The 23,361-nt window shown below is 32.5% G+C and carries 20 protein-coding genes and 1 pseudogene; 15 read left to right on the top strand and 6 right to left on the bottom strand.

Annotation, left to right across the window (positions count from 1 at the left end):
* Window positions 1–876: a site-specific integrase gene (locus ACU1LP_RS01085; RefSeq protein WP_445734360.1), complete on the bottom strand. Its 876-nt coding sequence runs from the start codon at window positions 874–876 to the stop codon at window positions 1–3.
* A 688-nt stretch (window positions 877–1,564) separates the two neighbouring features.
* Between ACU1LP_RS01085 and ACU1LP_RS01080 the strand changes: the two genes are divergently transcribed.
* The 10 genes from ACU1LP_RS01080 (at window position 1,565) to ACU1LP_RS01035 (ending at window position 13,200) form a co-directional block, all read left to right on the top strand.
* Window positions 1,565–3,208, top strand: coding sequence for a hypothetical protein (locus ACU1LP_RS01080; protein WP_445734359.1), 1,644 nt, complete (start codon window positions 1,565–1,567; stop codon window positions 3,206–3,208).
* Window positions 3,209–3,308: 100 nt separating this feature from the next.
* The gene (locus ACU1LP_RS01075) at window positions 3,309–3,449 is read left to right on the top strand and encodes a hypothetical protein (RefSeq protein ID WP_445734358.1); all 141 of its coding nucleotides are present in this window, start codon (window positions 3,309–3,311) and stop codon (window positions 3,447–3,449) included.
* A gap of 29 nt (window positions 3,450–3,478) precedes the next feature.
* Entirely contained in the window at window positions 3,479–5,656 is a 2,178-nt protein-coding gene (locus ACU1LP_RS01070) for a prolyl oligopeptidase family serine peptidase (protein ID WP_445735304.1), read from the top strand.
* Window positions 5,657–5,665: 9 nt separating this feature from the next.
* Window positions 5,666–7,846, top strand: coding sequence for a peptidase domain-containing ABC transporter (locus tag ACU1LP_RS01065; protein ID WP_445735303.1), 2,181 nt, complete (start codon window positions 5,666–5,668; stop codon window positions 7,844–7,846).
* A 3-nt stretch (window positions 7,847–7,849) separates the two neighbouring features.
* Complete coding sequence (locus tag ACU1LP_RS01060) at window positions 7,850–9,139, top strand: HlyD family secretion protein (RefSeq protein ID WP_445734022.1); 1,290 nt, start codon at window positions 7,850–7,852, stop codon at window positions 9,137–9,139.
* Window positions 9,140–9,298: 159 nt separating this feature from the next.
* Window positions 9,299–10,111 (top strand): RteC domain-containing protein, encoded by an 813-nt coding sequence (locus tag ACU1LP_RS01055; protein ID WP_445734021.1) that lies wholly within the window; start codon window positions 9,299–9,301, stop codon window positions 10,109–10,111.
* Window positions 10,112–10,412: 301 nt separating this feature from the next.
* Complete coding sequence (locus tag ACU1LP_RS01050) at window positions 10,413–10,697, top strand: helix-turn-helix domain-containing protein (RefSeq protein WP_445734020.1); 285 nt, start codon at window positions 10,413–10,415, stop codon at window positions 10,695–10,697.
* A gap of 3 nt (window positions 10,698–10,700) precedes the next feature.
* A complete protein-coding gene (locus ACU1LP_RS01045) occupies window positions 10,701–11,453 on the top strand; it encodes a hypothetical protein (protein WP_445734019.1) in 753 nt (250 codons plus the stop codon).
* Complete coding sequence (locus tag ACU1LP_RS01040; protein WP_445734018.1) at window positions 11,437–12,093, top strand: ATPase; 657 nt, start codon at window positions 11,437–11,439, stop codon at window positions 12,091–12,093. Before ACU1LP_RS01045 ends, ACU1LP_RS01040 begins: the two co-directional genes overlap by 17 nt.
* Window positions 12,094–12,105: 12 nt before the next feature.
* The gene (locus ACU1LP_RS01035) at window positions 12,106–13,200 is read left to right on the top strand and encodes a hypothetical protein (protein WP_445734017.1); all 1,095 of its coding nucleotides are present in this window, start codon (window positions 12,106–12,108) and stop codon (window positions 13,198–13,200) included.
* 30 nt (window positions 13,201–13,230) lie between these two features.
* Here the strand turns inward: ACU1LP_RS01035 and ACU1LP_RS01030 are convergent, their stop codons facing one another.
* The 5 genes from ACU1LP_RS01030 to ACU1LP_RS01010 form a co-directional block, all read right to left on the bottom strand.
* Window positions 13,231–14,331, bottom strand: coding sequence for a hypothetical protein (locus tag ACU1LP_RS01030; protein WP_445735302.1), 1,101 nt, complete (start codon window positions 14,329–14,331; stop codon window positions 13,231–13,233).
* Between the two features lie 8 nt (window positions 14,332–14,339).
* A complete protein-coding gene (locus ACU1LP_RS01025) occupies window positions 14,340–15,620 on the bottom strand; it encodes a BREX system ATP-binding domain-containing protein (protein ID WP_166961979.1) in 1,281 nt (426 codons plus the stop codon).
* A complete protein-coding gene (locus ACU1LP_RS01020; protein ID WP_445735301.1) occupies window positions 15,617–16,633 on the bottom strand; it encodes a hypothetical protein in 1,017 nt (338 codons plus the stop codon). The genes ACU1LP_RS01025 and ACU1LP_RS01020 overlap by 4 nt, the downstream gene beginning before the upstream one ends.
* Window positions 16,626–17,912 (bottom strand): methyltransferase, encoded by a 1,287-nt coding sequence (locus tag ACU1LP_RS01015; RefSeq protein WP_445735300.1) that lies wholly within the window; start codon window positions 17,910–17,912, stop codon window positions 16,626–16,628. Before ACU1LP_RS01015 ends, ACU1LP_RS01020 begins: the two co-directional genes overlap by 8 nt.
* Window positions 17,913–18,088: 176 nt before the next feature.
* On the bottom strand, window positions 18,089–18,763 hold the full coding sequence (locus tag ACU1LP_RS01010) for an N-acetylmuramoyl-L-alanine amidase family protein (protein ID WP_445735299.1): 675 nt from the start codon (window positions 18,761–18,763) through the stop codon (window positions 18,089–18,091).
* Window positions 18,764–18,919: 156 nt separating this feature from the next.
* Here ACU1LP_RS01010 and ACU1LP_RS01005 point away from each other — a divergent pair, with 156 nt between their 5' ends.
* From ACU1LP_RS01005 to ACU1LP_RS00985, 5 genes and pseudogenes are all read left to right on the top strand, one after another.
* Window positions 18,920–19,207, top strand: coding sequence for a hypothetical protein (locus ACU1LP_RS01005; protein ID WP_445735298.1), 288 nt, complete (start codon window positions 18,920–18,922; stop codon window positions 19,205–19,207).
* Window positions 19,207–19,491 (top strand): hypothetical protein, encoded by a 285-nt coding sequence (locus tag ACU1LP_RS01000; protein WP_445735297.1) that lies wholly within the window; start codon window positions 19,207–19,209, stop codon window positions 19,489–19,491. Before ACU1LP_RS01005 ends, ACU1LP_RS01000 begins: the two co-directional genes overlap by 1 nt.
* On the top strand, window positions 19,478–21,880 hold the full coding sequence (locus ACU1LP_RS00995) for a TraG family conjugative transposon ATPase (RefSeq protein WP_445735296.1): 2,403 nt from the start codon (window positions 19,478–19,480) through the stop codon (window positions 21,878–21,880). The genes ACU1LP_RS01000 and ACU1LP_RS00995 overlap by 14 nt, the downstream gene beginning before the upstream one ends.
* Before the next feature lie 46 nt (window positions 21,881–21,926).
* Window positions 21,927–22,511 (top strand): conjugal transfer protein, encoded by a 585-nt coding sequence (locus tag ACU1LP_RS00990; protein WP_445733597.1) that lies wholly within the window; start codon window positions 21,927–21,929, stop codon window positions 22,509–22,511.
* A gap of 2 nt (window positions 22,512–22,513) precedes the next feature.
* Window positions 22,514–23,357: pseudogene (locus ACU1LP_RS00985) on the top strand (hypothetical protein).
* Window positions 23,358–23,361 lie beyond the last annotated feature (4 nt).

Raw genomic sequence — 23,361 nt, 5'->3', positions numbered from 1 at the left:
TTAATTTGTCTTTTCTCGTTTGGTAAAAATCCAATAATTGTTATCAATGCCCCTAGTAATATGATTGCTCTTTAGCATTTTGACATCTACATAAGAAAGACCCGTATAGCATGAAAACAAAAAGCAGTCCTTAACTCGTTCTAAACCCCCTTTTGTAAAAAATGTATTTTCGATAAGTTCCAATTCTCTTTCTGAAAGATATTGTCTATCAAACTTTTTGAATTTTAATTGGAACATTTGAAATGGGTTTTTGTTAATCCATTCCAATTTACAAGCAAGATTTATTATTTTTTTTAAGCGTTCCAGATGCTTCATGACACCATTATTTGTTAAAGTCAATTCATTCTTGGAATTCTTGTTATTCCTTAAAAAAATCTCAAAATCACACATGAATCTATGGTTTAGTTGCTTTAAATAAATATCTTTTGCCTTTAATTCATTATCCAAATATTTATACAAATATTTTTCTGTGGTGTAATAATTCTTCATCGTGCCAAACTTCAATACATCGATCATGTTTGAATTATGATACTCAATTATGTCTCTTAATGTCTTATGATTTTCATCTTCACCCAAGAATCTAGCTTTTATAGAATTGGCAGAAACCATTTTACCTTCTGCAAATAATTGCTTTTGGCAATCAAGTAATTTACTATATACCTCATCTAGGTAAGCATTTAAAAATTTAATTTTTGATGTATTCCCCCTACATCTAGCCTTATTATTATCCCAATCGTTCACCAGAACACTTCGTTTTAAACTAATTTCTGAACGCTTTCCATTAACTGTTACACGTGCATAAATTGATAATCTACCTACGGAATTTGATAATTTTCTTGTGAAGAAAAGTACTGAGAATGTGGTGTTTGTCTTCATTTTACGAGTTTTAAGTTAAACAATTTCAATTGTAAAACAAAAGTCAAATTGCTCTTAAAAGCTCTTTAAATTTACGACAATTCCGATTAGAAATGACTCACCGAATAGTACACCTTTTAGTTGATTTTAATTGATTTCATTTGAAACCAAAAAAAATTAAAACACTGAAAACCACACAATTAACAGTGTTTTGATTTTATAAAAACTCGGTTCGTCGGGATGACAGGATTACACCCTCACCCAACAAGTCGCTAATTATCAATCATTTATACATTTCAAAAACTAACTGTTATCCGATTTGTTGACAGTACTATAAATGAGTTTAAAGTAAAATGCTTTACTTCTGATACCGTAAATATATTAATTACTACGTTTTATCCAACATAAAAAGTTGTTTTTATTAAGAAATTTGTTCTCATTTCTAAACACTTTTGTATTACACAAATTCTTGTAATTTGTTATAAAAGGTAACCACCATTATTTAAAAGCTTTTTATGCAGCATTTAATTACTAATTGGAATAAAACGCATTATATTAAATTTTTACTTACATTTATAAAAATGTAACTGTTTGAAAAACAGTTTTTTTACATTTTTTCGTTCTAAATAATATGCGATTTAAATTTACATATCCTATTAGTTTACCAACATCCATTTGTTGCTTAATAATATGTCTATCAATTTTAACATTGCTTCCAATTAACTTATACGCTCAAACTAATAAAAAGGCAAATTATGCCGATTCACTACAAAACAAAACTTTTAAAGAACTCAAGGAATTATCAACGGAAGCTTTAAGTAATTCGGATTCCATTGTGTTAGATATTTACAGAAAAACATATCTAAAAAAAGCTAAAAGCGAAAATAACAGTTTGGAGATGGCACGGGCCTATTATTTCTATATAACATGGGATAATTTAGAGCGGGACATTCAATACTCAGATTCTATTATTGAAATTACCTTGGATAGCCATCATGAGTCTTATCCAACAAACGGCTATTTAATCAAAGCACAGCTGTATTATTACAGTTCTGATTTCAACAAAGCTTTGGATAACTATATTAAGGCCAGCGAATGGGCCGATAAAAAAAACTATAAGCCATTGCAGATTGAAGCAATCTTGGGGATTGCTGCCATTAAAAATGTATGGGGCTTACATGAAGATGCCTTGAAAATATATAAAACCATTTATGCAGACATTGTTAAGAGTCCAAACTACAAAGAAGACTTCTATGAAGATTATATATTATTATCCAACAATCTGTCCCTATCTTATATAAGGAACAATAAATCTGATTCAGCTTTGGTAGTTTTAAAGTCTGCCATGAAAGAAGCACTGAAGAGAAAAGACATGCCATCTTATTACGACTTGGGCAAGGTACATGCCAATGCCAATTTTTATCTAAAAAAGTACCCGCAAACCTTTGATTCACTTATGAAATTTGCGCCAAATTATGAGGGGCTTATTTTAGCCGATAGTTATTATATGATTGGGAAAATCTATCAATATAGAAACAATGAATCGCAAATGATTAGTTATTTCAAAAGGATAGATACCATACACAAGTCAATGAAAGAGCCTTTCCCAGAATTAAAAGAGGTATATAATGCATTGTACAAAAACGCACGTAAATATGACAACAAAGACTTGCAGCTTTATTATTTGAACCAGTTATTAAAGGCCGACAGTATTTTGGATCTTAATTATGCTGCTGTTAATAAAAAAGTACATTCCGATTACGACATACCGCTACTAAAAAAAGAAAAACAAAATTTAGTAAGGAAATTGAACAACAGAAAACAATTGCTGTTTTTAAGTGCTGTTTTTGTATTGATGTCTATTGTATTTATAATGTATTATTACAAAAGGCAACAAAAATTCGAATTGAAGTTTAAAGAACTGTTACAGGCAGACACCGTTACGTCTCTAGGAACAAATACACTAGAAGCGGAAAAAACACTTTCTGATATTCCGGAGCATATAATTGAGGAAGTTTTAAAAAGCATGTCTGAATTTGAAATATCTAAAGGTTATTTGCAAAAAGATATTACACTTAATTCTTTAGCGAAGGATTTCAATACCAACTCCACCTATTTGTCGAGTATAATAAACCATGTGAAGCAAAATAATTTTGCATCCTATCTAAAAGATCTCAGAATTACCAATGCCATAAATTGCATTAAAAAAGACAATCCCTATCTAATATACTCAATGAACGGGCTTGCAGACAAGTTTGGATTTATAACGGCCGAATCTTTTTCAAAAGCATTTATGGAGAAAACGGGCTTAAAACCATCTTTTTTTATTAAGAAATTAAGAAGGAGCAAATAACAAATTACACGTCATTTATAAATGGCGACCTATTTTTTTACTTAATAGCAACACGCTTTTATAACTTTATAACATTATTAATCCATAAAATCTTTTTATTATGAAATCAAAATCAATTAAAAAAACAACAACATTGGAAACGTTTCTAAACAATGAAATTAAAAATCCTGAAGTAATTGTAGGGGGTAAATCAGGACCAATTATTGAGAAGGACAAGTTAAAAAGACCAACTTGTAGATAATTTTCAATCAGATAAAAAAATCCTCAAAAATGATGCGTTTTAAATTACTATGCCTGTTTAGTATCTCAGTAATTATTCTTAGTTGCGGAAATAATTCCACCAGCGTTACCTATCAAAATCATCCAAAAACACCCAAGGTTGCTGTTAAAGATTATTATTTCGGTAAGCTCGTAATTGATAACTTTCGGCATTTAGAAAACCTTCAAGATTCAGCTACCATAAAATGGTTTAAAGCGCAAGACGATTATACTGAAAATTACTTGCAAAAGCTTTCATATCAAAAACGCATTATGACTGATATGAAAGCTTACTTTTCTCATGATAACCCTGCTATTTCAATGGTTAAATATGCAGATAACGGTTATGCTTTTTTTCTACAGAAAGAACCAAATGAAAATGTGAAAAAGCTATTTTTTAAAAAAACATCCAATTCAAAACCGATTGAACTTTTTGATCCAAAAACTTTTCAAGGAGATTTGAGTAGAGAATATATCATTAATTACATACAACCTTCGTGGGATGGAAGATACATTTTGGTAGCGATTTCTTATGATGGCATAAAAGGTTCAAACTTAATTATCATAGAAGTTGATAATCAAAAACCATTACCAGAGATAATTTCAAATGCAGAACCCGCCTCTTATTTAGGGATTTCGTGGTTGCCAGATTCTAGTGGCTTTCTTTATTTGTACCTTCCAATTTTAGATTCAGAAAACAAAGACTATATGCTGAATACCAGTACAGTTCTTTATAAATTAGGTGAAAACCCAGAAAAACGCCATGTTATATTTTCTTCATCATTGGTTTCAAATCTTACAGATGAGGATTTACCCATAGCTAAAATACAATCAAAGAACGATAAATATATTATTGGTTATAAAGCTACTGTAGATAATTATTGGTCGGCATACTACGCTGAAATCTCCGATTTAAAAAAAGATAATATAAACTGGAAACCTTTTTATTCATCAGATGATAAAATTTATGCAGATTATGGTTTTTTCTTAAATGATGAATTTGTGTATATCTCAGGAAAAAATGCAGATAACAGAAACATTTCAAGCTTTAATATAAACCAACCCATAAAATCAAAAATTTTAATTCAAGAAAAAAAGAATGAAGTATTAACGGCACTCACGGTGTCGGGTAATAACTTATATTATACAAGTTCTAAATTTGGGGTGGAAGCTTTTTTATACGAATATAAAAACCAAACCGAAACGAAAATTGAGTTACCTAGCCCTTCAGGAGATATAACGCTTTATAGTGCTTCAAACGAAAATCCTCAATTATATGTTGGTATCGATGGTTGGACAACTGATTATACAAGATATATATATGAAAACAATCAGTTTTTTCTAGATACCGTATCATCCAATAAAAGTTATACGGAATTTGAGAATTTGGAAGTAAAAGAGGTTCTAGTAAAATCGTATGATGGAGTCGAAGTGCCATTGTCTATTATCTATAATAAAAATCTCAAATTTGATAGCGAAAGCCCAACGTTTATATACACTTATGGGGCTTATGGGGAATCCATTTCACCTTATTTTTCGCCCATTTTTTTAAACTGGGTGATACAAGGAGGGGTTTTTGCTGTACCACATATTCGAGGCGGTGGCGAGAAAGGGGATTCGTGGCATGAAGACGGTATGAAATCAAAAAAATATAATTCATGGAAGGACATCATTGCATGTACAGAATATTTGATTAAAAACAAATTTACTTCCAAAGATAAAACCGTTTTATATAGTAGTAGTGCCGGCGGAATCGCTATCGGTATGGCGATGGTAGAACGTCCTGATTTGTTTAAAGTATTCGTTGCCGATGTGCCCATGTTGAACCCACTCAGAAGTGAAGAGCGCAAAAACAATGCATCCAATTATTTGGAATATGGCACTGTAAAAGACTCGACGGAATGTATGGGGCTAATTGCCATGGATCCTTATGTGAATTTAAAACCGAACATTAATTATCCAGCTTCTTTAGTGATTTCCGGATTTAACGATGCCCGTATTGACCCATGGATTCCAGGAAAATTTGTGGCGAAATTACAAGAGTATTCAACTTCCAATAATCCCGTTTTTTTGGATGTTGTTTATAACGCCGGACACGAGGGAGGAGACACGATAGATGAATATATTGACCTTTATTCCCGAATATTTGCATTTGCTTTTTGGCAGACAGAACATAAATTAAATCCATAACCCAAACACGTGTTTCCATCATATAGACAATTAGACACCAAAGATTGTGGCGCAACATGCTTAAAAATTGTTGCCAAATATTATGGAAAAACAATATCGCTAAATCAATTACGTCAATTATCGGAAACAACAAGGTCGGGAATTAATCTGCAATTCTTAGCTGCTGCTGCTGAATCCATAAACTTAAAATCACTTCCTGCAAAAATTAATTATCAACAATTAAAAAAAGCACCTTTACCTTGTATATTACATTGGAACAAGGATCACTTTGTGGTACTTTATAAAATTAAAAAAGATATTTGTTATATTTCCGATCCTGCTCTGGGACTTGTAAACTATAACAAGAACGAATTTATAAACCATTGGATAGGTGAAAATGCAAACGTCACAACAGAAGAAGGCGTAGTTTTGTTGTTGGAGCCAACCATAGACTTTTATAAAACCAATTCTGCTACTAATAACGATTCCTTAAAACTTAATTTCCTATTTAAATACCTCGTAAAGTACAAATCTTTTTTGATGCAGTTAATTTTTGGGCTTCTAGCAGGAAGTCTTTTGCAACTCATTTTTCCGTTTTTAACACAAAGCATTGTTGATGTTGGCATCCGAAATCAAGACATCCAATTTATCTATTTAATTTTGGCAGCTCAGTTATTTCTATTTGTGGGTAGAACCGCTGTGGAACTTATAAGAAGCTGGATTTTATTGCATTTAAGTACCAGAATAAATATTTCCATGGTATGCGATTTCTTTATAAAATTAATGCAGTTTCCCATAGCATTTTTTGATTCAAGGCTGACGGGTGATATTCTACAAAGATTAGAAGACCATGAACGCATCGAAAAATTACTCACGACATCGTCGTTAAATGTATTGTTTTCATTAGTGAATTTTTTGGTTTTTGGATTTGTACTTATGTACTACAATCTTTCCATTTTCTTTGTTTTTCTTTTAGGAAGCTTATGTTACTTAGGTTGGATACTCCTTTTTTTGAAAAAACGCAAAATTTTAGATTATCAACAATTTATTGAAACAGCCAACGAACAGAGTAAGGTGATTGAGCTTATAAATGGGATGCAGGACATAAAATTGCACAATGCCGAAAAGCAATTTCGTTGGGATTGGGAGCATATACAAGCAAGACTGTTTAAAGTTTCAATAGCTCAAATGACATGGGATCAATATCAAACTATTGGTTCTGGGTTTATCAATGAGTTAAAAAACATAATCATCACGGTATTAGCTGCAAAACTTGTTATTGATGGCTCAATAACTTTGGGGATGCTGCTGGCCATAAGCTATATTGTTGGTCAATTAAATTCGCCACTTGTGCAGTTAATTAATTTTATAAGGGATTTACAGGATGTGAAAATATCACTGGAACGGTTATCCGAAATCCACAATAAAAATGAAGAGCAAATTTATAACACTTTTAAAACGAATTGTTGGCAAAGTTCAAATTTGCAATTAGACAACGTAACGTTTAGATATGCAGGAGTACAAAAACCAACATTGAAGGCATTAAAACTAACTATTCCAAAAAACAAAGTAACGGCCATTGTTGGCGTAAGTGGCAGTGGAAAGACCACCCTAATGAAATTATTATTGAAATTCTACGAACCTCAAGAAGGCCTTATTAAAGTAGGAGATATATCCCTCAACACTATTTCTAATGCACAATGGAGAGCAAAATGTGGCGTAGTTATGCAAGAAGGTTATATTTTCAGTAACACCATAGCACGAAACATCACAATGGATGATGATGCTATGGACATTGATAATTTAATAAAAGCAGCAACAATTTCAAATATTCATGACTTTATAGAAACACTTCCCTTGTCGTACAATACCAAAATAGGTGCCGAAGGTTTGGGTTTGAGTACTGGTCAAAAACAGCGGATTTTAATAGCAAGAGCGGTTTACAAAAATCCGGATTACTTATTTTTTGATGAAGCGACTTCGGCATTAGATGCGAATAATGAAAAAGAAATTATAGAAAACCTGCAATCTTTTTTCGATAATAAAACCGTCGTTTTAATAGCCCATCGGTTAAGTACGGTAAAGCAAGCACATCAAATTGTAGTTTTAGAAGATGGGAACATCAAAGAAAGTGGAAACCATAAAACACTTACGGCTTTAAAAGGAAGTTATTATGCGCTTGTAAAAAATCAACTAGAAATGGGTGCTTAAAATATGAAAAAGCTAAATAATATATCAGTCAGAAGTGAAAGTGTGAAGGATATTTTGACGGCTGTTCCCTCAAAATTAATTCGTTGGGGAAGCGCGCTGTTTTTAATACTTATCATTCTGGTTTTCAGCCTGTCATGGATTATCAAATACCCCGATATTATTTCTGCGGAAGCTTATTTAACTACGCCCATACCACCACAAAAAATATACGCAAAAACAACTGCCAGAATAGATACTATTTTAGTTTCTAATAAGCAACATGTTGAAAAGAATACCATATTGGCTATATTGGAAAACACTTCAAATAGCCAAGATGTATTATTCTTAAAATCCATTACGGATACTATTGCAATAAATCAAGAAAAAATATTTTTTCCGTTTGAAAAACTACCTATTCTATTTTTAGGTGAGTTGGAATCTCATTTCTCGATTTTTGAAAACAGCTATTTTGAATATGTGATGAATAACGAATTTAAGCCTTATTCCAATAAATTAGAAGTCAATAAGTTTGCTTCAATTGAATTGGCTAATAGGCTCAATAATTTAGTCAATCAACAAAAAATCAATAACAAAGAACTTATATTTATAAAAAAGGATGTAGCGCGACAAGAAATTTTATTGAAAAAAGGAATCATTTCACAACAGACGTTTGAGAATAAACAACTAGCTTATTTTACAGCTTTAAGGGCATACGAAAACAATGGACTCTTGGTTTCAGAATTAAAACAATCCTTAAATTCTTCAAAAAGTGATGCCAAAAGTTTAGGATATAATAAAAATCGAGAAGAAATCCGGTCGTTAAAAGAAGTCATTCATAATTATAACCAACTAAAAAAAGCGGTAAGGAATTGGGAATTAAACTATATTCTAAAATCCAATTGTAAAGGCAATGTATCATTTTTAGAGTTTTGGAATACGAACCAAACGGTTGTTAAGGATGATTTGGTATTTATGGTTTCGACAGATGACAACCCCTATTATTTAGCGAAATTGAAAACTCCCAAATCAAATTCAGGTAAGATAAAGATAGGGCAACTGGTAAACGTCATGTTAAATGATTATCCTGAATATGAGTTTGGCGTTCTTCGTGGACATGTTAAACACATATCAAATGTTTCAGATTCCCATGGAACTTATATTGTAGATGTTATATTACCAAAAGAATTAAAGACTTCTCACAACAAACACATTAAGTTCAAGCAAGAAATGCAAGGAACGGCAGCCATTATTACCGAAGACTTACGCCTTTTAGAACGTTTACTTTATCAATTTAAATCCCTGTTTTCAAGATAATGGTAAAAAATAATTAGTCGTCATTTATAAATGACGACTTGCCATTTATAAATGACGAGATGTTGCATTTTTTAAAGTGTTAATTTCTAACGAATTTTATCAAAAATGTTCAAAAGAACACAAAGTGATATAATTTGAACCATTAGAAATGTAAACAACATGGATCTTCCCTCACAGATAGATATCTTTAATACCAAACTTAAAGAAATTCAACAATCCCATGTTGACATTATAAAAATTTCGCAAGAAGCAATCTTGCTTTGTCGGAATGAACTGAGCAACCTTAAAATGTTTATTAAATTAAAAGAATTTACTTCAACACAGAATGAGATTCAATTTTTTAAAAAAATCAAACCAATCCCAGCAAGCGCTCTCATCTATTACTTAAAAATATATGCTTTTGAAAGTCGATTTTCGAAAACCGCTATTCAATTCAAACAAAAATTTATTGATAAAGCAAAAAATAAATCTTACCAATTTTTAGAAAATTATTTAGATTTTGTTAATTATCTCGAACAGGGGCAAACTCACTTAGATGTTAGCTATTTTACACGAAACCAGTCTGTTCAAATCATGATGATTCACACTGACGATTACTTTTATGACCTAAATTTTAACACATCGCATGATATGCTTTTGGCAAAAATCAATGGTCATAAACGGTTTATAGACTATTTGGAATCTCGATTAAACAAGCGATTGGATCAATCTGGTAATGCAACATTAAAATGGACTTCCAGTAAAGTGGCATTGACGGAATTAATATATGCTTTATACCACGCTGGTGTTGTTAATAACGGTAATTTGGATATTAAGGAACTTGCTCTTGAACTACAAAAAATATTCAATATTGAACTGGGGGACTTCTATAAAATATATTCTGACATAAGGTTACGAAAACATAGCAAAACAAAATTTCTGGATGAATTGTCTTGTCGTTTTATTGACGAGATTGACCATCAGGATTCTTAGAGATTGTTCTGTGAAATGTTAAATTTTAACGGTACTTCGGTCAACCCCCGCTTTTTTGCCTTTTGCTCAATATATCCGGACATTTAATGTTTGCTAGACATTAAAAACAAGGTTCAAGACCCCAAAACGCAACAAAATCCACCAAATTTAAAAATGTTAAATTTTTACCTGACCTCCGGTGAACTGGGGAATAAAATCCAATAAACCATCCCAAATTTGTAAAACGAAAGTCAAATCAGGTTAGGGGCTATCTATTAATTGAGAGTATTACGACAGCCCCTTTCTTTAAAATCATTTTATTATGCCAGTAACTATTATTACCACCGACGATCTTCGAGAATTCAAGATGGAATTGCTCGATGACATTAAAAACATGTTAGCAAAACAAGCCACAGGAAAACTTAAAAAGTATCTAAAATCATCAGAGGTGATGGATTTACTTCAAGTAAGCCCTGGAACGCTGCAAAATTTTAGAATCAAAGGTACGTTGCCCTACACGAAAGTTGGTGGGATAATTTACTATGATGCTGAGGAAATTGAGCGTATAATGAGCAACAACCGCATGGGCCAAGGTATAAATTCTTAGGCTATGAACTATATAAAGCTACTTAATGCGGCTTTTGAAAAGTTCTTTTTCGACGATCGCCTTAATCCAACGCACATAAGTCTGTATATGGCGCTGTTTCAAGAGTGGAACAGTAGCCGATTTGCGGATGAGTTCTACGTGAATCGAAGAGAATTAATGCGTGTAGCCAAGATTGGCTCAAATTCTACTTATCATAGATGCGTGACAGACCTTGATCAATGGAACTACCTATCATACTTTCCTTCTAATAACCCATACAAAGGCAGCAAAATTAAGATGTCCATTATCGAGACGAGTGATGAACCAGTTACGGAACACTACAATCCCATACTCGAACAGCTGGCGGAACACTACCATCCCATACATGAACCAGTTGCGTACCAACACCATCCCAAAAATGGACAAGCTGTGTATTCGAACCGTCCCACCAGTGGACAAGCATTGGTATCTAATATAAACAATACCAAACAAGTAAACAATATAAAACAACCAAAGGGCTGGCAGGCCGTTATTGATTTTTTTATTGAAAAGGGTTTTAATGCTGATGAAGGAAAAAAATTCTTCGAGCATTATGAAACTCGGAACTGGCAAACGAGTGATGGAAATGAAATTAGAGATTGGCGTGCCCTGGCGACGAACTGGATGGACAGAACAGAATTATTCCACGAGGGAAATAAACCAAACAAAAAACAAGCGTCCCAAATTATGGACAACTTGCGAACCACTAAAAACAAGGACTATGGACAACCCCTCTAAAATTACCGAAGGTGGCGTTGAATATTCACTAGGAAAGTTTGATGGCAAAAGCGTTCTCTACGATTTTGAAAAAATCCTGATTTATTTGGATGCAAAGGGAAAATTACTCTTTGGTAAGTATTTTAAAATTTATGAAGAAGACCATAACGTCATCATGAAACTTTGCCATTATTTCATAAAAGACCTTGAAAACTGCGAACGACATGACATCGATCCAAACAAAGGTATCTTACTTTCTGGACCTGTTGGTTGTGGTAAAACCAGTTTGATGCGACTTTTAAAACATATTGTTCCACATCAGCGTCCATACATTGTGGTGCCCGCCCGTAACATTGTTTTCGGCTTTAACCATTTAGGTTACAAAACTATTGAAGATTATGGCAACAGTCAGTTTTTTTGTTTTGATGATTTGGGTGTGGAACCCATTGGCCGACATTATGGAAAAGACTGCAATGTGATGGGAGAGATACTCTTATCCCGATATGAAATTTTCCTAAAACACAACATAAAAACCCATGCCACAACGAACTTAAATGCGGAAGAATTGGAAGATTTATACGGAAACAGGGTACGGAGCAGAATGCGCCAGTTGTTCAATTTAGTGGCATTTGAAAAAGACACCAACGATAAACGAAAATAATACCAAAACATTATGAAAATAGCAACCTTTAATATCCAGAATTTATTCCATCGTGATAAAAGCTTATTAGAAAAACCCTTCGGAAAAAATTTAACCGACTGGATAAACGAGCTTGATGATTTAATGCGAAAACCTTCCATTTCTTTAGTAGATCAAACCCGCATTCGGGAACTTTCTTTTTTAACAGGTTTTGAAAAATCGAGTCCACGACCTTATGCTGTTCTGCGTAGAAAAGCAGGTTTTTTATATATGAAAGGCTTAAACTATTCCACCGATTCTAAAGCTAGTGACCTCACAAAGTGGAATGGTTGGATAGAATTGCAAACGGCACCGATTAGACCTGAAGCTACCGATAACAAAGCGCGTGTTATTGCAGCTGTTAATCCAGATATTTTATTGCTTCAAGAAATTGAAGATAGAGCTTCTTTGGAAGAATTCAACCAATTGATTTTACCGAAATTTGATTGCAATCCTTACACACAATCTTTTGTTGTTCAAAGTGATACCCTTAAAGGTTTAGAATTAGGTATTTTACTTCGTAAAGATTACACATTAGTCTCAATAAAAACACATCCAATAAATTGCCTTATTGAATTTGAAGTTTTAACACCAAATAATGTAACCATTCATATTTTATCAACTCAATTACAAAAACAAACAAAAGACAAAGATTTTACAGATGTCATAAGAAAAAAACAAGCAAACTACATTGCAACCATCTACCAGGAACGCATAACTGAAGTTAAAAAAAATATCATTGTTGCAGGTACGCTTAATGCGCCGTCCTATTGCGATTCTTTATCGCCTCTACTCCAACAAACCAATTTAAAAGACATTACTAAACACTTGTCCTTTGAGGTAGATTGTGATGCTGGAAACGATGCTACTTACCACCGTTTAGGTGCATATAGAAAAGGTGTTAACATCAAGCAAAAAGATTATATGCTGTTATCTCCTGCCTTATTTGAAACCATGAAAGATAGTGGCTTAAACCGTAAGGCGGTGTGGCCAGAAAAACGACCACAATGGTCTGTTTACAAATCTGTCACTAATAAAAATGTTGCTGCTAGTGAGCATCCTTTGGTTTGGGGAAAGATAGATTTATAATTTCTTAATTCAAAAAAATCAATATTTTATCTAAATAAAATTATCCGGATGGATAAAGATTATATTGCCCTTTAAAGACAAAAATGTCATTAGATTTTCTTCTAGAAATGAACCATCTTTTTCTTTCAAAAGCAAAGTAATATGTTGAGAATCGGGATCTTCTGTTGCAATATATGGGAAAGATTCTATTTTCTTTTTATGATAAAAATCTTTAAATACTGAATGATGAATATATAGTTTGACCTCTTTACCAGATTTATAAAGTATGGCAGTATAGATCTTTTCAGGTAATTCTTTTTTATTATACAAATCGAAACAAAGCATCGATTTTTTTAGTTCTTGACTACAATCACATTTAATAGTTTTTCCTAAAACTAAATGCTCATTTTTAATTGAAATCTGATTAAAAATAAAATCCGCTGCAAATTGGTCAATAATTTCATCTGTTATTTGTTTAGTTAAATTGTAAACTGTAGAACTATTGAGGCCAATTTTTTTTATACTGAAAGTTTCTGGCTTTAATATTCCATTTTCGTCAAAAACTTGGTCTATAGAGGCCATTCTGTAATCGGTATTGCCGCAAAAGGAATCAAAAAATTGGCTGTCATTTGTTAAAAAAATTGAATGTGACTCCTTTATGAATTCTTGAGGGTATATACTTGATAATAGAACTAAACAATCTTCTTTTGATAATCTGGAAGATAATAATAATTCTTGATGAGGATGCCATAATCCTTGATGCAGTATATTGTCGTCATACTGAATACCAAAATCATCGTTAAGTCTTTTGAGTTCTTGTTCAATTTCCTTTTTAACATCTTCAAAGCATGATTCATAATCAAGTTCAGGTGCTTTAAAGTCACGCCGGTATTGTAATGCCGAACTCAAATTCATTTTACCCGCTGAAGATGAATAAACTTTATGTAAATAGTGCTCCAGTTTTCTAATACCAATATATTCGAAGGTTACAAAACGTGAACAAACAATATCCACAAAAGGGGAATTTTTTAGACAGTCATAAAAACGATTAAAACTTGGATAGCTTTCATCAATTAAATATGCCAAAAGTTGTGTGTCGAGTGCTATTTTTATTTTAAACGTTGGGTCTATAACCTTATTTGCTTCTTCCATACTAAGATTTACTGAAGATGAGTATTCACAAAATTATCCTCAATTAATTCACAATTTTTCTCATCTGCAGCTCTCTCTATTAAAAAATGAAGTTTTCGTAAAGCTAATCTTGGCAACTCGCCAGAAGATTTATTTACTATGTTCAATGCTTCCTCTGTAAAAGGGTCAAAAGATTCACTGGGTTCTCTGCTTAAATTTAGGTAATTTGTTACAAGTCTTCTGAATTGTTCCGCAGATAATCTTTCAATATTTATTTCCCTATCAGTAAGACGGTCAGCTAATGGTGGTGAAATTTTTCTTATATCTTCCAAGGCAGTTCTTGTTAATGCAAGCAACAAACACCAACGTCGATTTTTATCAATAAGAGCCCTTAAATTATAGGCATACGAATCACTCTCTTTTTTTGTAAGTCTTCCTGATGTTATATCCTCAAACTCATCAACTAACAGATAGAACCTTTCAAAACCTTGATCTTGCACAATATCAATTATTGCATTCAATAATTTCACAACCTTGCTATCAAGGTATTTTCCAGTTCCTGAAGTTATGGTTTCCCATGTTTTACTCACGCCGAAATCCTCTGCTATAAGATTGTAGAAATAATCAGCAATGACTGCATCATTATTTCTTTTTTCTAAAATCTTAAGAATTATGATTTTTAAAGTTTCATTAAGTTGTGATCGTGAATTTTTATTATTAATTTGATTGATAAAAGCATCTAAAAAAGCTTTGTGATTTGCTTCATTTTCCACAGAAAAAGGGTCATTCTTTTCACCAAACATTTTACCTTGTGGATTGACTAAAAATTTTGAAAGTTGCTGTTTGTATTCGTTATTTTCATTTTTGATTTCATCAATTACTTGGGCCCATAAATATTTTTTGAATTGTTCTTGCCCAATTTTCTCAATTATAGACCCAATTAATTGTGATAGTGTCGTTCCTGGGTTGTTGATATAAATAGCAAAAGCTTTTTTACTCTTGCTTTGAATTATCGATTTTGCATACAATAACAATTGTGTCTTGCCAGTACCATAATCACCAGTAATGGTACCTATCAATTTTTGGTCTTCTTCATTAGTAGCATAAAGTGAATCCACAATATAATTAACTACTTGTCTATGAACCGTGTCATCAATAGGTGTGAGAGCTTTTGTTTGCTCCGAAGATTCATTTATATTTGCGGTACCAGATTTAGGAAAAGGATTTGAAGTTAATTTCAATCTTTTATATCTATCCTGATCCGTTTGATCTTCTCTATTTTTAAAAATTTGATTTACATCTATTGTCATTTTCTTATAATAAGGTGTGAAACATAGCTGTCATTTATAATTGGATACAAATATGTAGCAGCTTTAATTTTTTCTTTGTTATTTCGTCCTTTAAGGATAAATACCGCAGAGGTTCTTTCATAGGTCAAATCATCACTGTTTTGTATCTGATTTATTATAAAATCCTTTATTTCTGAAACAGAATAACAAAATCTTTTGGCGATTTCAAAAACCAATTCCGGAATTGAAATTTGCCTTTTTTTAATGTTTAAGTCTACAATGAGTTTTTTTAAGTCGAACGGTTTAAATGGTTTTATAAAATAAGACATCGTTATTTCTCTGTTATCAGAAGTTTTTATATTGACCAAATTTAAATTAAATTTTTCCATTATTCCCAATGTGGTACTCCATTTAAGAAAAACCTCATAAAATCTCATAAGATGCGATGATTTTTCATTAATGACATAAACTGTGTCATTATCTTCCAAATGAAGAATTATTTTATTAAAAAATTTCCCATCCTTCATGGCGTAGAGGGGTTTTGAACTATCAATAAGGTATTTTAAATCTAAAGATTCAAATTTATCATGAGTTTCTGGCGTTGGGTTAATGTACCAACTTGATATTTCTTTAAATCTAAAATAGTTAAAGAAAATATCTTTAAAATTTATTAAATCGTTTGTAGTTATTTCATTACCAAGTACTGAATCGGTAAACACATCTCTTAAAACGTTATAATCTTGGTCGATAAGCCCGAAGTTTTTTATCCCATTTACATATTCCAAAATTTTCCTATCTGACCATTTACTGCTTAAATCTGCTGTGATTTTTAAATAATCTTCTCGAATTTTTCTATTATTTAATTTTGTAGAATCACTATTTTTAATAATTAAATAAATATCCTTTACTGGCTGCAAATAATAAACATTGGAATAAGACCATCCCTTATTGTACTTTTCAGCCACAACTTTATCATTTAAAATAGGAAGTTCTTTCTTTGGAAGATTGGTTATGTTTTCAATTCTTTTATTCAAGCACAAGAATGTTTTCTGAAAGTTTAATATTATGACGATATGTTAGGGATTGCCATTTAGTTCCTCTTTCTCGAATTTTTACAATATCATACTTATTAAATCCACAATTTTTAGCAATTTCGCCTAAAATTTTTGTAGTATCAATGAAAACGCCATAAGGTGCAGAATCACCTAAAACCAAGTAAGCTTTACTACCACTTCTCAACACTCTTCTCATTTCCAAAAAAACTTGGTACATATCTTGGAAATAATATAAAGCAAGTATGTGAAAACTCTTTTTTCCTTTACGGGTTTTGCTAATATTTTCTATTTGTATGATGTCTGGAAGTAAACTGTCCATTATAATTTTATTATTCAAATAAAATTCTTCAGTTTTCCAAATTTCAATATCGAATTCAGACTCCTTATAATGAGTTGTAGCTCCAGTAACTAAATGTTTTCTAACCTTTTCCGTAATTTCGTTCCAATCATTTGTAAAGCCAAAAAAGTGAGAACACACCTTTGAAACCTCTCCGTAATCCAAATTATTAAGGTATGGTGGTGATGTTATGCAGATTGTACACGAATTATCCTTTATAGCCTCATTTTTTTTTCTTGAATCGTGAAGAAAAATTTCTGTTGTTACAGGCTTATCAATCACTGTTTTTAAATCTTCAATCATTTTAAAAACTGTGTTTTTAAAAGTATCAAAGGCAGATAATGTATTACTTAAAGTTTTGCTTCTGGAAATATAGGGTATAGCAATAGGGTGTATGCTAACTTTATGTAACGATTGTGTTAACGCTAAATTTAAAAAAGAAGAAATATTATTCTGTTTTACATTTTCAACAATATAATCTCTAATAAAATAGAGCTGATATAGGTTGCTATTTGAATATAATGTTTCTAAAAGTTGATGGTAAGGTTTTTTAGATTGCTTATTAGAAATGCTTTTTTCCAAATCTGTAATAATTTTCCTTATCGATTCTGCATCTACAGACCAATCAAGCTTTCCTTTTATAACATTAAAGAGAAGTTCCTGCCCTTCATTGCCTACGGCTCGAATTCCATTTTTTTGGGCTGACACCAAAGTCGTTCCACAACCTGCAAAACTTTCATAAATACAATCATTAGGGCCAAGCTTTTCAATATCAATGATTTTCTCCACTAATTTATAAGAAAATCCAGCCGTAAATCTGTACCAATCGTGAATTGGATTGTTTCTGTTGTCCTTTGCTGTTCCTATGTGTTGATTTAATTGAAGTTGGCTCATCTTTGATTTAATAATTCCTTTAAACATTTAATTAGTTTACACTAAGCTAAAATTATTATATGTAAAATTACAATTTTTATAAATACCATTTCTATTTTAAAATAAATGATTTTACGCGTTTTTTTCCTAATATACTAATTTTGTTAATGTACAATTATCATAAATGTTACAATATAGAAATTTATCATAACTATATATTTTATTCATATTAGACACATAAGAATTATACTTGCCAAACTATTGGTATTAGTACTAAATGATAAAAAAATTATCTCATCCCAATTACTCAAAAACCCCAACTCCACAAGTACAGATGGACCAAAATCAACCAAATCTCTTAACACCTGAAAATCCCCAAACTTAACCCCTCTACTTTCAAATCCAAGTTTAGTTTTTATTTGCTTTTCTAAATCATAAGCCAACAGAATTGACTCCTTTAAATAATTACCACTTCTTGCATTAACATAAACTTCCACACCTCTAGCCTTTGGGTTTTCAGACTGATTACAATGCAGCGAAATAAACAAATCCGCTTTAAGGGTTTTAGCTAATCGTGTTCTATCCGATAATGAAATTAATGTGTCTGCATAACGTGTTAAATAGATTTCAAAATCACTACTAGTATTTGTATTTAATTGAATCATTGCCTTTGCTATATTTAATACAATATCCTTCTCCATGATTCCATTTGGTCCAATAGCTCCAGAATCCTTTCCACCATGCCCAGGATCAATAACCACAACTTTTTTATTTTCAATATTTTGTGAATTAAGTGATAAAACCATGAGACATAAACTCATGATAAATAGTATTTTATAAAACGGTTTAAAAGTGTTCATCTCTTTACTTGTTTGAACAAAATTCAATAAATCCATCATAACATTAAGAATCTTCCAAAGTTTAACATGAAGTTGCGTTAAAGTTTATTTTTTTTCTTCCATAAGCTTCAATTCATAATAGATTTCGCAAAAATCTTAGCAGACGCCGAAGTATGACGTACTGCACGGATACTAAAAATTTAAAATCTATTTCTTATGAAAAAATCAATTCTACTGTTAACTTTTCTGTTATTACTAGCTGCACCAAGCTTCGCGCAAATTGGTGGTATTGAAGATTCTGTAAATGATGTTTCAGATACCATCAGGACAATCTTCCCAATAATATTAGGTGTTATCTTCCTTGTTGGCTTCCTCTTTAATGCAGGACACTTCTTTGGCGAAAACGCTGACCTCAAAAAAGGAATTACAAGAGTACTTGTATTTGTGCTTATCGCTGGTGCGGTGGTCGGTATTTTTACTTATTTAATCTCAATCGTAGTCTAATGAAACGGTATGAGGTTTATAAGAACATCAGAAAACGGGCGGTCATGTTTGGACTGCCCATCTCTCTATTTGCCCTGATGATGGTATCGATTATCGCTTCACTTTTAATCATCATATTCTCTTTCAGTTTTATAATGATTATTGGCATACTGATTTTTAATGCAACCCTGTATGTTGCCTTGTCAAAATTGACCCACAACCCACAGCTTTTTCAAATGGCAAAAGCTTTCCCAAGAATTATAAGCAATAAAAAAACCTCTGGTTTAGTTTATGAACAAGATTAATCTATCGGAATATCGACCTATTACGGATATTCAAGACAATATCATCTTTGCCAATAATGGTAATGTAGTGTTGTGCTATGAAGGAATATTGCCTGAAATCTATTCCCTTTCCGAAAAGGATTTTGAGGATTTACACGGTGCTTGGTTTCAGGCATTAAAATCTTTGTCTGTGGGAACAGTTGTTCACAAACAGGACATCTATATCAAAAAATCTTATTCATCTGAACAGCTGCCTAATTCAACCTTTTTGGAAAAAGCAACCCACGACCATTTTAAGGGCCGTGAATATATGGAGCATCGTTGTTTACTTTTTTTCATCTTGACCAAGAATAAAGCGTTGAACAATCCGAAATATGTCAATCCGCTTCGTAAAGTCGCAAAGGACATTGTTCAAAAAATGGATGATACCGTAAAGAGTTTTATCGGTTCGGTAAGTGATTCTGTTTCTTTTATCAATAACAGCAGGAAGATTGAACTTGTTCCGCTCGAAGCAACCCAAATCCAAAGTATGACAAATTCTTATTTCAACGGGTTCAATGAAGGATTTGACACCGATATTTTACTTGAAAAGAAAAGCATCCATATAGGCGAAAACTATTTTGATGCCCTTGCCATCAATAGCGAACTGTGCTTTGGCGAAAGTGTACAGAGTAGCAAGACCAATGAGAAATTCACTTCTGACGATTTTGTGTTTCATCAAGGGTTTATTGATGGTTTAGGGCTTACGCTTAATGAAAACCATATCGTTAACCAAATTATCTATTTGGACGATAAACAGAAATGGCGCAAGCTGCTTGATAAAAAGGTTGAGGAACTGAATAAAAGTTCAAACTTCGGTTCACAGAATAAAGTGGTCCTTGGCAAAATTCAGCACATCCTTAACCAAATAAATGTCGATGATAATTCAAGAATAATCCGTGGCCATATTAATATTATCTATTGGGACAAAAATCCAGAAAATTTAGGTCGGATTGGTTCTAAAATTAAGACCGAATTTAAAGAACTGGACATCATTCCATACTACCCACGAGGCGAGGAACGGAAGAATTATATACTGAACAGTTATTGCTGCTTCTCTTCCAATTTCTGCAACACGGATATGTATGTAACTGATTTGAAACATGCGCTATGTTTGTTCATCAATAATACCAACTACAAAAGTGATGCAACTGGAATTATCTTCAATGATAGGGAACATAATATCCCCGTTTTAAAAGATGTTTGGGACGAAAAAAAGAAACGTATCAAGGCACGCAACTTTGCCATATTCGCTCCTACGGGAGAAGGTAAATCGTTTTTGGCGAATAACATATTACGCCAATATTTTGAAAGTGGCGTTCGTTTGGTCATCATTGATCTGGGCGGTTCTTATACCAAATTTGCTAAACTTTATCCTGAACAATATACCGTGCTGCGTTACGAAAGTGGAAAGAATTTGGGTATCAACCCATTTTATATCAGCAACGTAAATGACCTGACTCCGGAACGCCTTGAAGATTTATCTGTGTTTCTATTTGAATTGTTTGCTTCAGATTTAAAAATAACAAAAGCTCAATCTGTTTCGGTTAAAAAGATATTGCGTCATTATTACGATAGCACTTCAGAAAATCACTCTTTGGATGGTTTTTACAGCTTTATAGAAAATAATCAAAAAGAACTCTTAAATCAACTTAAAATCCATCCTGACTACTTTAATGTTACGGGCTTTTTGCACGTCATGTCGGAGTATGTTGGCGATGGTCTATATAGTTTTCTTTTTGAAGTCAGCGAAGACCAAACCTATAAAATTGAGGACAAACGCTTGATTGTTTTTGAACTGGATGAAGTCAAGGATAATAAGGAAATTTTATCCGTAATGCTGAAACTCATAAAATCAGCAATCCAACGGACAATCTGGAAAAATCGTGCTGAAAAAGGCATCATCTTATTTGATGAGTTTGCCAAACAATTGAAGTTTGAAAACGTTTTGGAAAGCGTGGAATTCTACTATCAAGCTATTAGAAAACAAAACGGTGCTATTGGTATCATTCTGCAATCCATAAATCAATTGCCCAATAATTCGACATCTGCAAGCATACTTGAAAATACCCAGGTTATTTACAGCCTTAATAATGAAAAAGGGTATGTCGAATTGGTTAAACGCCTCAATCTTTCAAGCCACGACTTGAACCAATTAAAGTCCATAAAGAACAATCTTTCCGGACCACGCAAGTACACAGAAATGTTTATAAAGATTGGAAAGGAAAGCAACATTTTTAGACTTGAAGTTCCCAAAAAAGTTTATGCTGCATACCTCACGGATGGTAAGGAAAACGAAGAAATAATGGAGCTTTACGAAGAGCATCACGATATGCAAAAAGCAATAATTCAATTCACATCTAAAACATAATATTATGAAATCGAAGATTCACGAATACCAAAACAAATTTTTTACAATGAATAAAACGGAATTCAAAATTTTAGTAATGACAGTAGCCTTGACCTTCTTTTTGTCGGGTAATGCTACCGCCCAAGGAATGCCAACTTATGACAATACCAATTTTATAAGCTTGGTAAAACAACTAATAGAATCAGGTAAGCAAACTGCAAATATTATTAAGACAGTTCAATTTATGAAAACAGCAAAAGAAAACATTGAAAAGGTCAATGATGTGATTAGACAATTGAATGCCGTTCGGGAGATAGGACGCAACAATCAACGCTTAATTAATATGATGCAAGATGATTTAAGGAATATTCTTGATTCCCCTTATATCAAACCCGATGAAGTAGCTCGTGTCTCTCTATCCTTCAGTTCCATTGTTGAGAATTCACTTGAAACAATGGATTTCATAGACGAAATCCTATCCAGCGATTATCTAAAAATGAGCGATGCTGAACGTGCTGAAATCCTTAAACAAAAAGAGCTGGAATCAAAGGAAATGGTTTCTAACGTGAAAGCCAAAACAAAACGCTACAAGGATATTATTTCCTTCAGAAAAATGCAGGATAAAATCAATAACCGCGAAACAGAATACTAAAAATGACCGCAACCATCATTTTAGGGATTGGACTGGAATATATAGACACAGTTTTCCAGACGATACAAAACAGCAATTTTTCGCAATATACTATTGCAGGAATGAAAACGCTTGCGGTTCTGTTTTTTTTGGTCAATATCCTCAAAAAATATAATGAAGGTATTGCAGATAAAGATGGTTATACTTGGGGATTGAGTCCTGGGGAATTAGCAAAGAATTTTGCCGTTGTAATATTAGTGATATTCTCAACACAGGTATTGGGCTTTTTTGATGGCATATTAGTTTCAATAGAAGCACAATATAGAGGAACGGCACCAGCTTTATTGCCTTTGCAAATGCAGGACATTCCAATAGAGGAAGATGTAAATTTAATTGACGCTGCAAAAAAATGCAATGACATTGCTTTATGAAGCTTTGGTAACGCCACTTTATGGGTTCAAAATATTTGCCTTTATCATTGGCATCATTCTATGGATTTTGGATCTGTTTATTTATCCGCTCTTTTTAGCAGAACGATTCTTTCTTTTGGGCATTATGCAGGCGTTTTTTCCATTGGTTATCAGTTTAGCGGTATTTGAGAAATTTCGATCTTTGGCTTATAATTTCTTCAAACTTTATGCAGCTGTTTATATGTTGGTGCCAGCATTTTTTCTGGTCAACGTATTTGTGAATGCACTTTACACAGAAATCAATACAAATTTTTGGAATAACCTTTTTGGAACGGATGTAGGTCAAGGATTTTTCGCTCCTGTGGTACAGCTTGGTTCAGTTGGCTTTATCGTCTTCTTGAAATTCAAATTATACAGGCGCGCCACGTCCTTCACATTAAGATTATTTTCCAACTAAAACA

The organism is Mariniflexile sp., assembly GCF_052728615.1.
Note: the sequence above shows the minus strand (reverse complement) of the source record. Positions and strands in the feature narration are given on the sequence as shown.

What these genes read in the sequence shown, in the direction of transcription:
- ACU1LP_RS01010 (WP_445735299.1), bottom strand. Translation starts at nt 18,763, where the DNA reads ATGATGGATTTATTGAATTTTGTTCAAACAAGTAAAGAGATGAACACT.
- ACU1LP_RS01045 (WP_445734019.1), top strand. Translation starts at nt 10,701, where the DNA reads ATGAACTATATAAAGCTACTTAATGCGGCTTTTGAAAAGTTCTTTTTC.
- ACU1LP_RS01005 (WP_445735298.1), top strand. Translation starts at nt 18,920, where the DNA reads ATGAAAAAATCAATTCTACTGTTAACTTTTCTGTTATTACTAGCTGCA.
- ACU1LP_RS01035 (WP_445734017.1), top strand. Translation starts at nt 12,106, where the DNA reads ATGAAAATAGCAACCTTTAATATCCAGAATTTATTCCATCGTGATAAA.
- ACU1LP_RS01050 (WP_445734020.1), top strand. Translation starts at nt 10,413, where the DNA reads ATGCCAGTAACTATTATTACCACCGACGATCTTCGAGAATTCAAGATG.
- ACU1LP_RS01000 (WP_445735297.1), top strand. Translation starts at nt 19,207, where the DNA reads ATGAAACGGTATGAGGTTTATAAGAACATCAGAAAACGGGCGGTCATG.
- ACU1LP_RS01085 (WP_445734360.1), bottom strand. Translation starts at nt 876, where the DNA reads ATGAAGACAAACACCACATTCTCAGTACTTTTCTTCACAAGAAAATTA.
- ACU1LP_RS01025 (WP_166961979.1), bottom strand. Translation starts at nt 15,620, where the DNA reads ATGACAATAGATGTAAATCAAATTTTTAAAAATAGAGAAGATCAAACG.
- ACU1LP_RS01030 (WP_445735302.1), bottom strand. Translation starts at nt 14,331, where the DNA reads ATGGAAGAAGCAAATAAGGTTATAGACCCAACGTTTAAAATAAAAATA.
- ACU1LP_RS01040 (WP_445734018.1), top strand. Translation starts at nt 11,437, where the DNA reads ATGGACAACCCCTCTAAAATTACCGAAGGTGGCGTTGAATATTCACTA.
- ACU1LP_RS01070 (WP_445735304.1), top strand. Translation starts at nt 3,479, where the DNA reads ATGATGCGTTTTAAATTACTATGCCTGTTTAGTATCTCAGTAATTATT.
- ACU1LP_RS00995 (WP_445735296.1), top strand. Translation starts at nt 19,478, where the DNA reads ATGAACAAGATTAATCTATCGGAATATCGACCTATTACGGATATTCAA.
- ACU1LP_RS00990 (WP_445733597.1), top strand. Translation starts at nt 21,927, where the DNA reads ATGAATAAAACGGAATTCAAAATTTTAGTAATGACAGTAGCCTTGACC.
- ACU1LP_RS01060 (WP_445734022.1), top strand. Translation starts at nt 7,850, where the DNA reads ATGAAAAAGCTAAATAATATATCAGTCAGAAGTGAAAGTGTGAAGGAT.
- ACU1LP_RS01055 (WP_445734021.1), top strand. Translation starts at nt 9,299, where the DNA reads ATGGATCTTCCCTCACAGATAGATATCTTTAATACCAAACTTAAAGAA.
- ACU1LP_RS01075 (WP_445734358.1), top strand. Translation starts at nt 3,309, where the DNA reads ATGAAATCAAAATCAATTAAAAAAACAACAACATTGGAAACGTTTCTA.
- ACU1LP_RS01015 (WP_445735300.1), bottom strand. Translation starts at nt 17,912, where the DNA reads ATGTTTAAAGGAATTATTAAATCAAAGATGAGCCAACTTCAATTAAAT.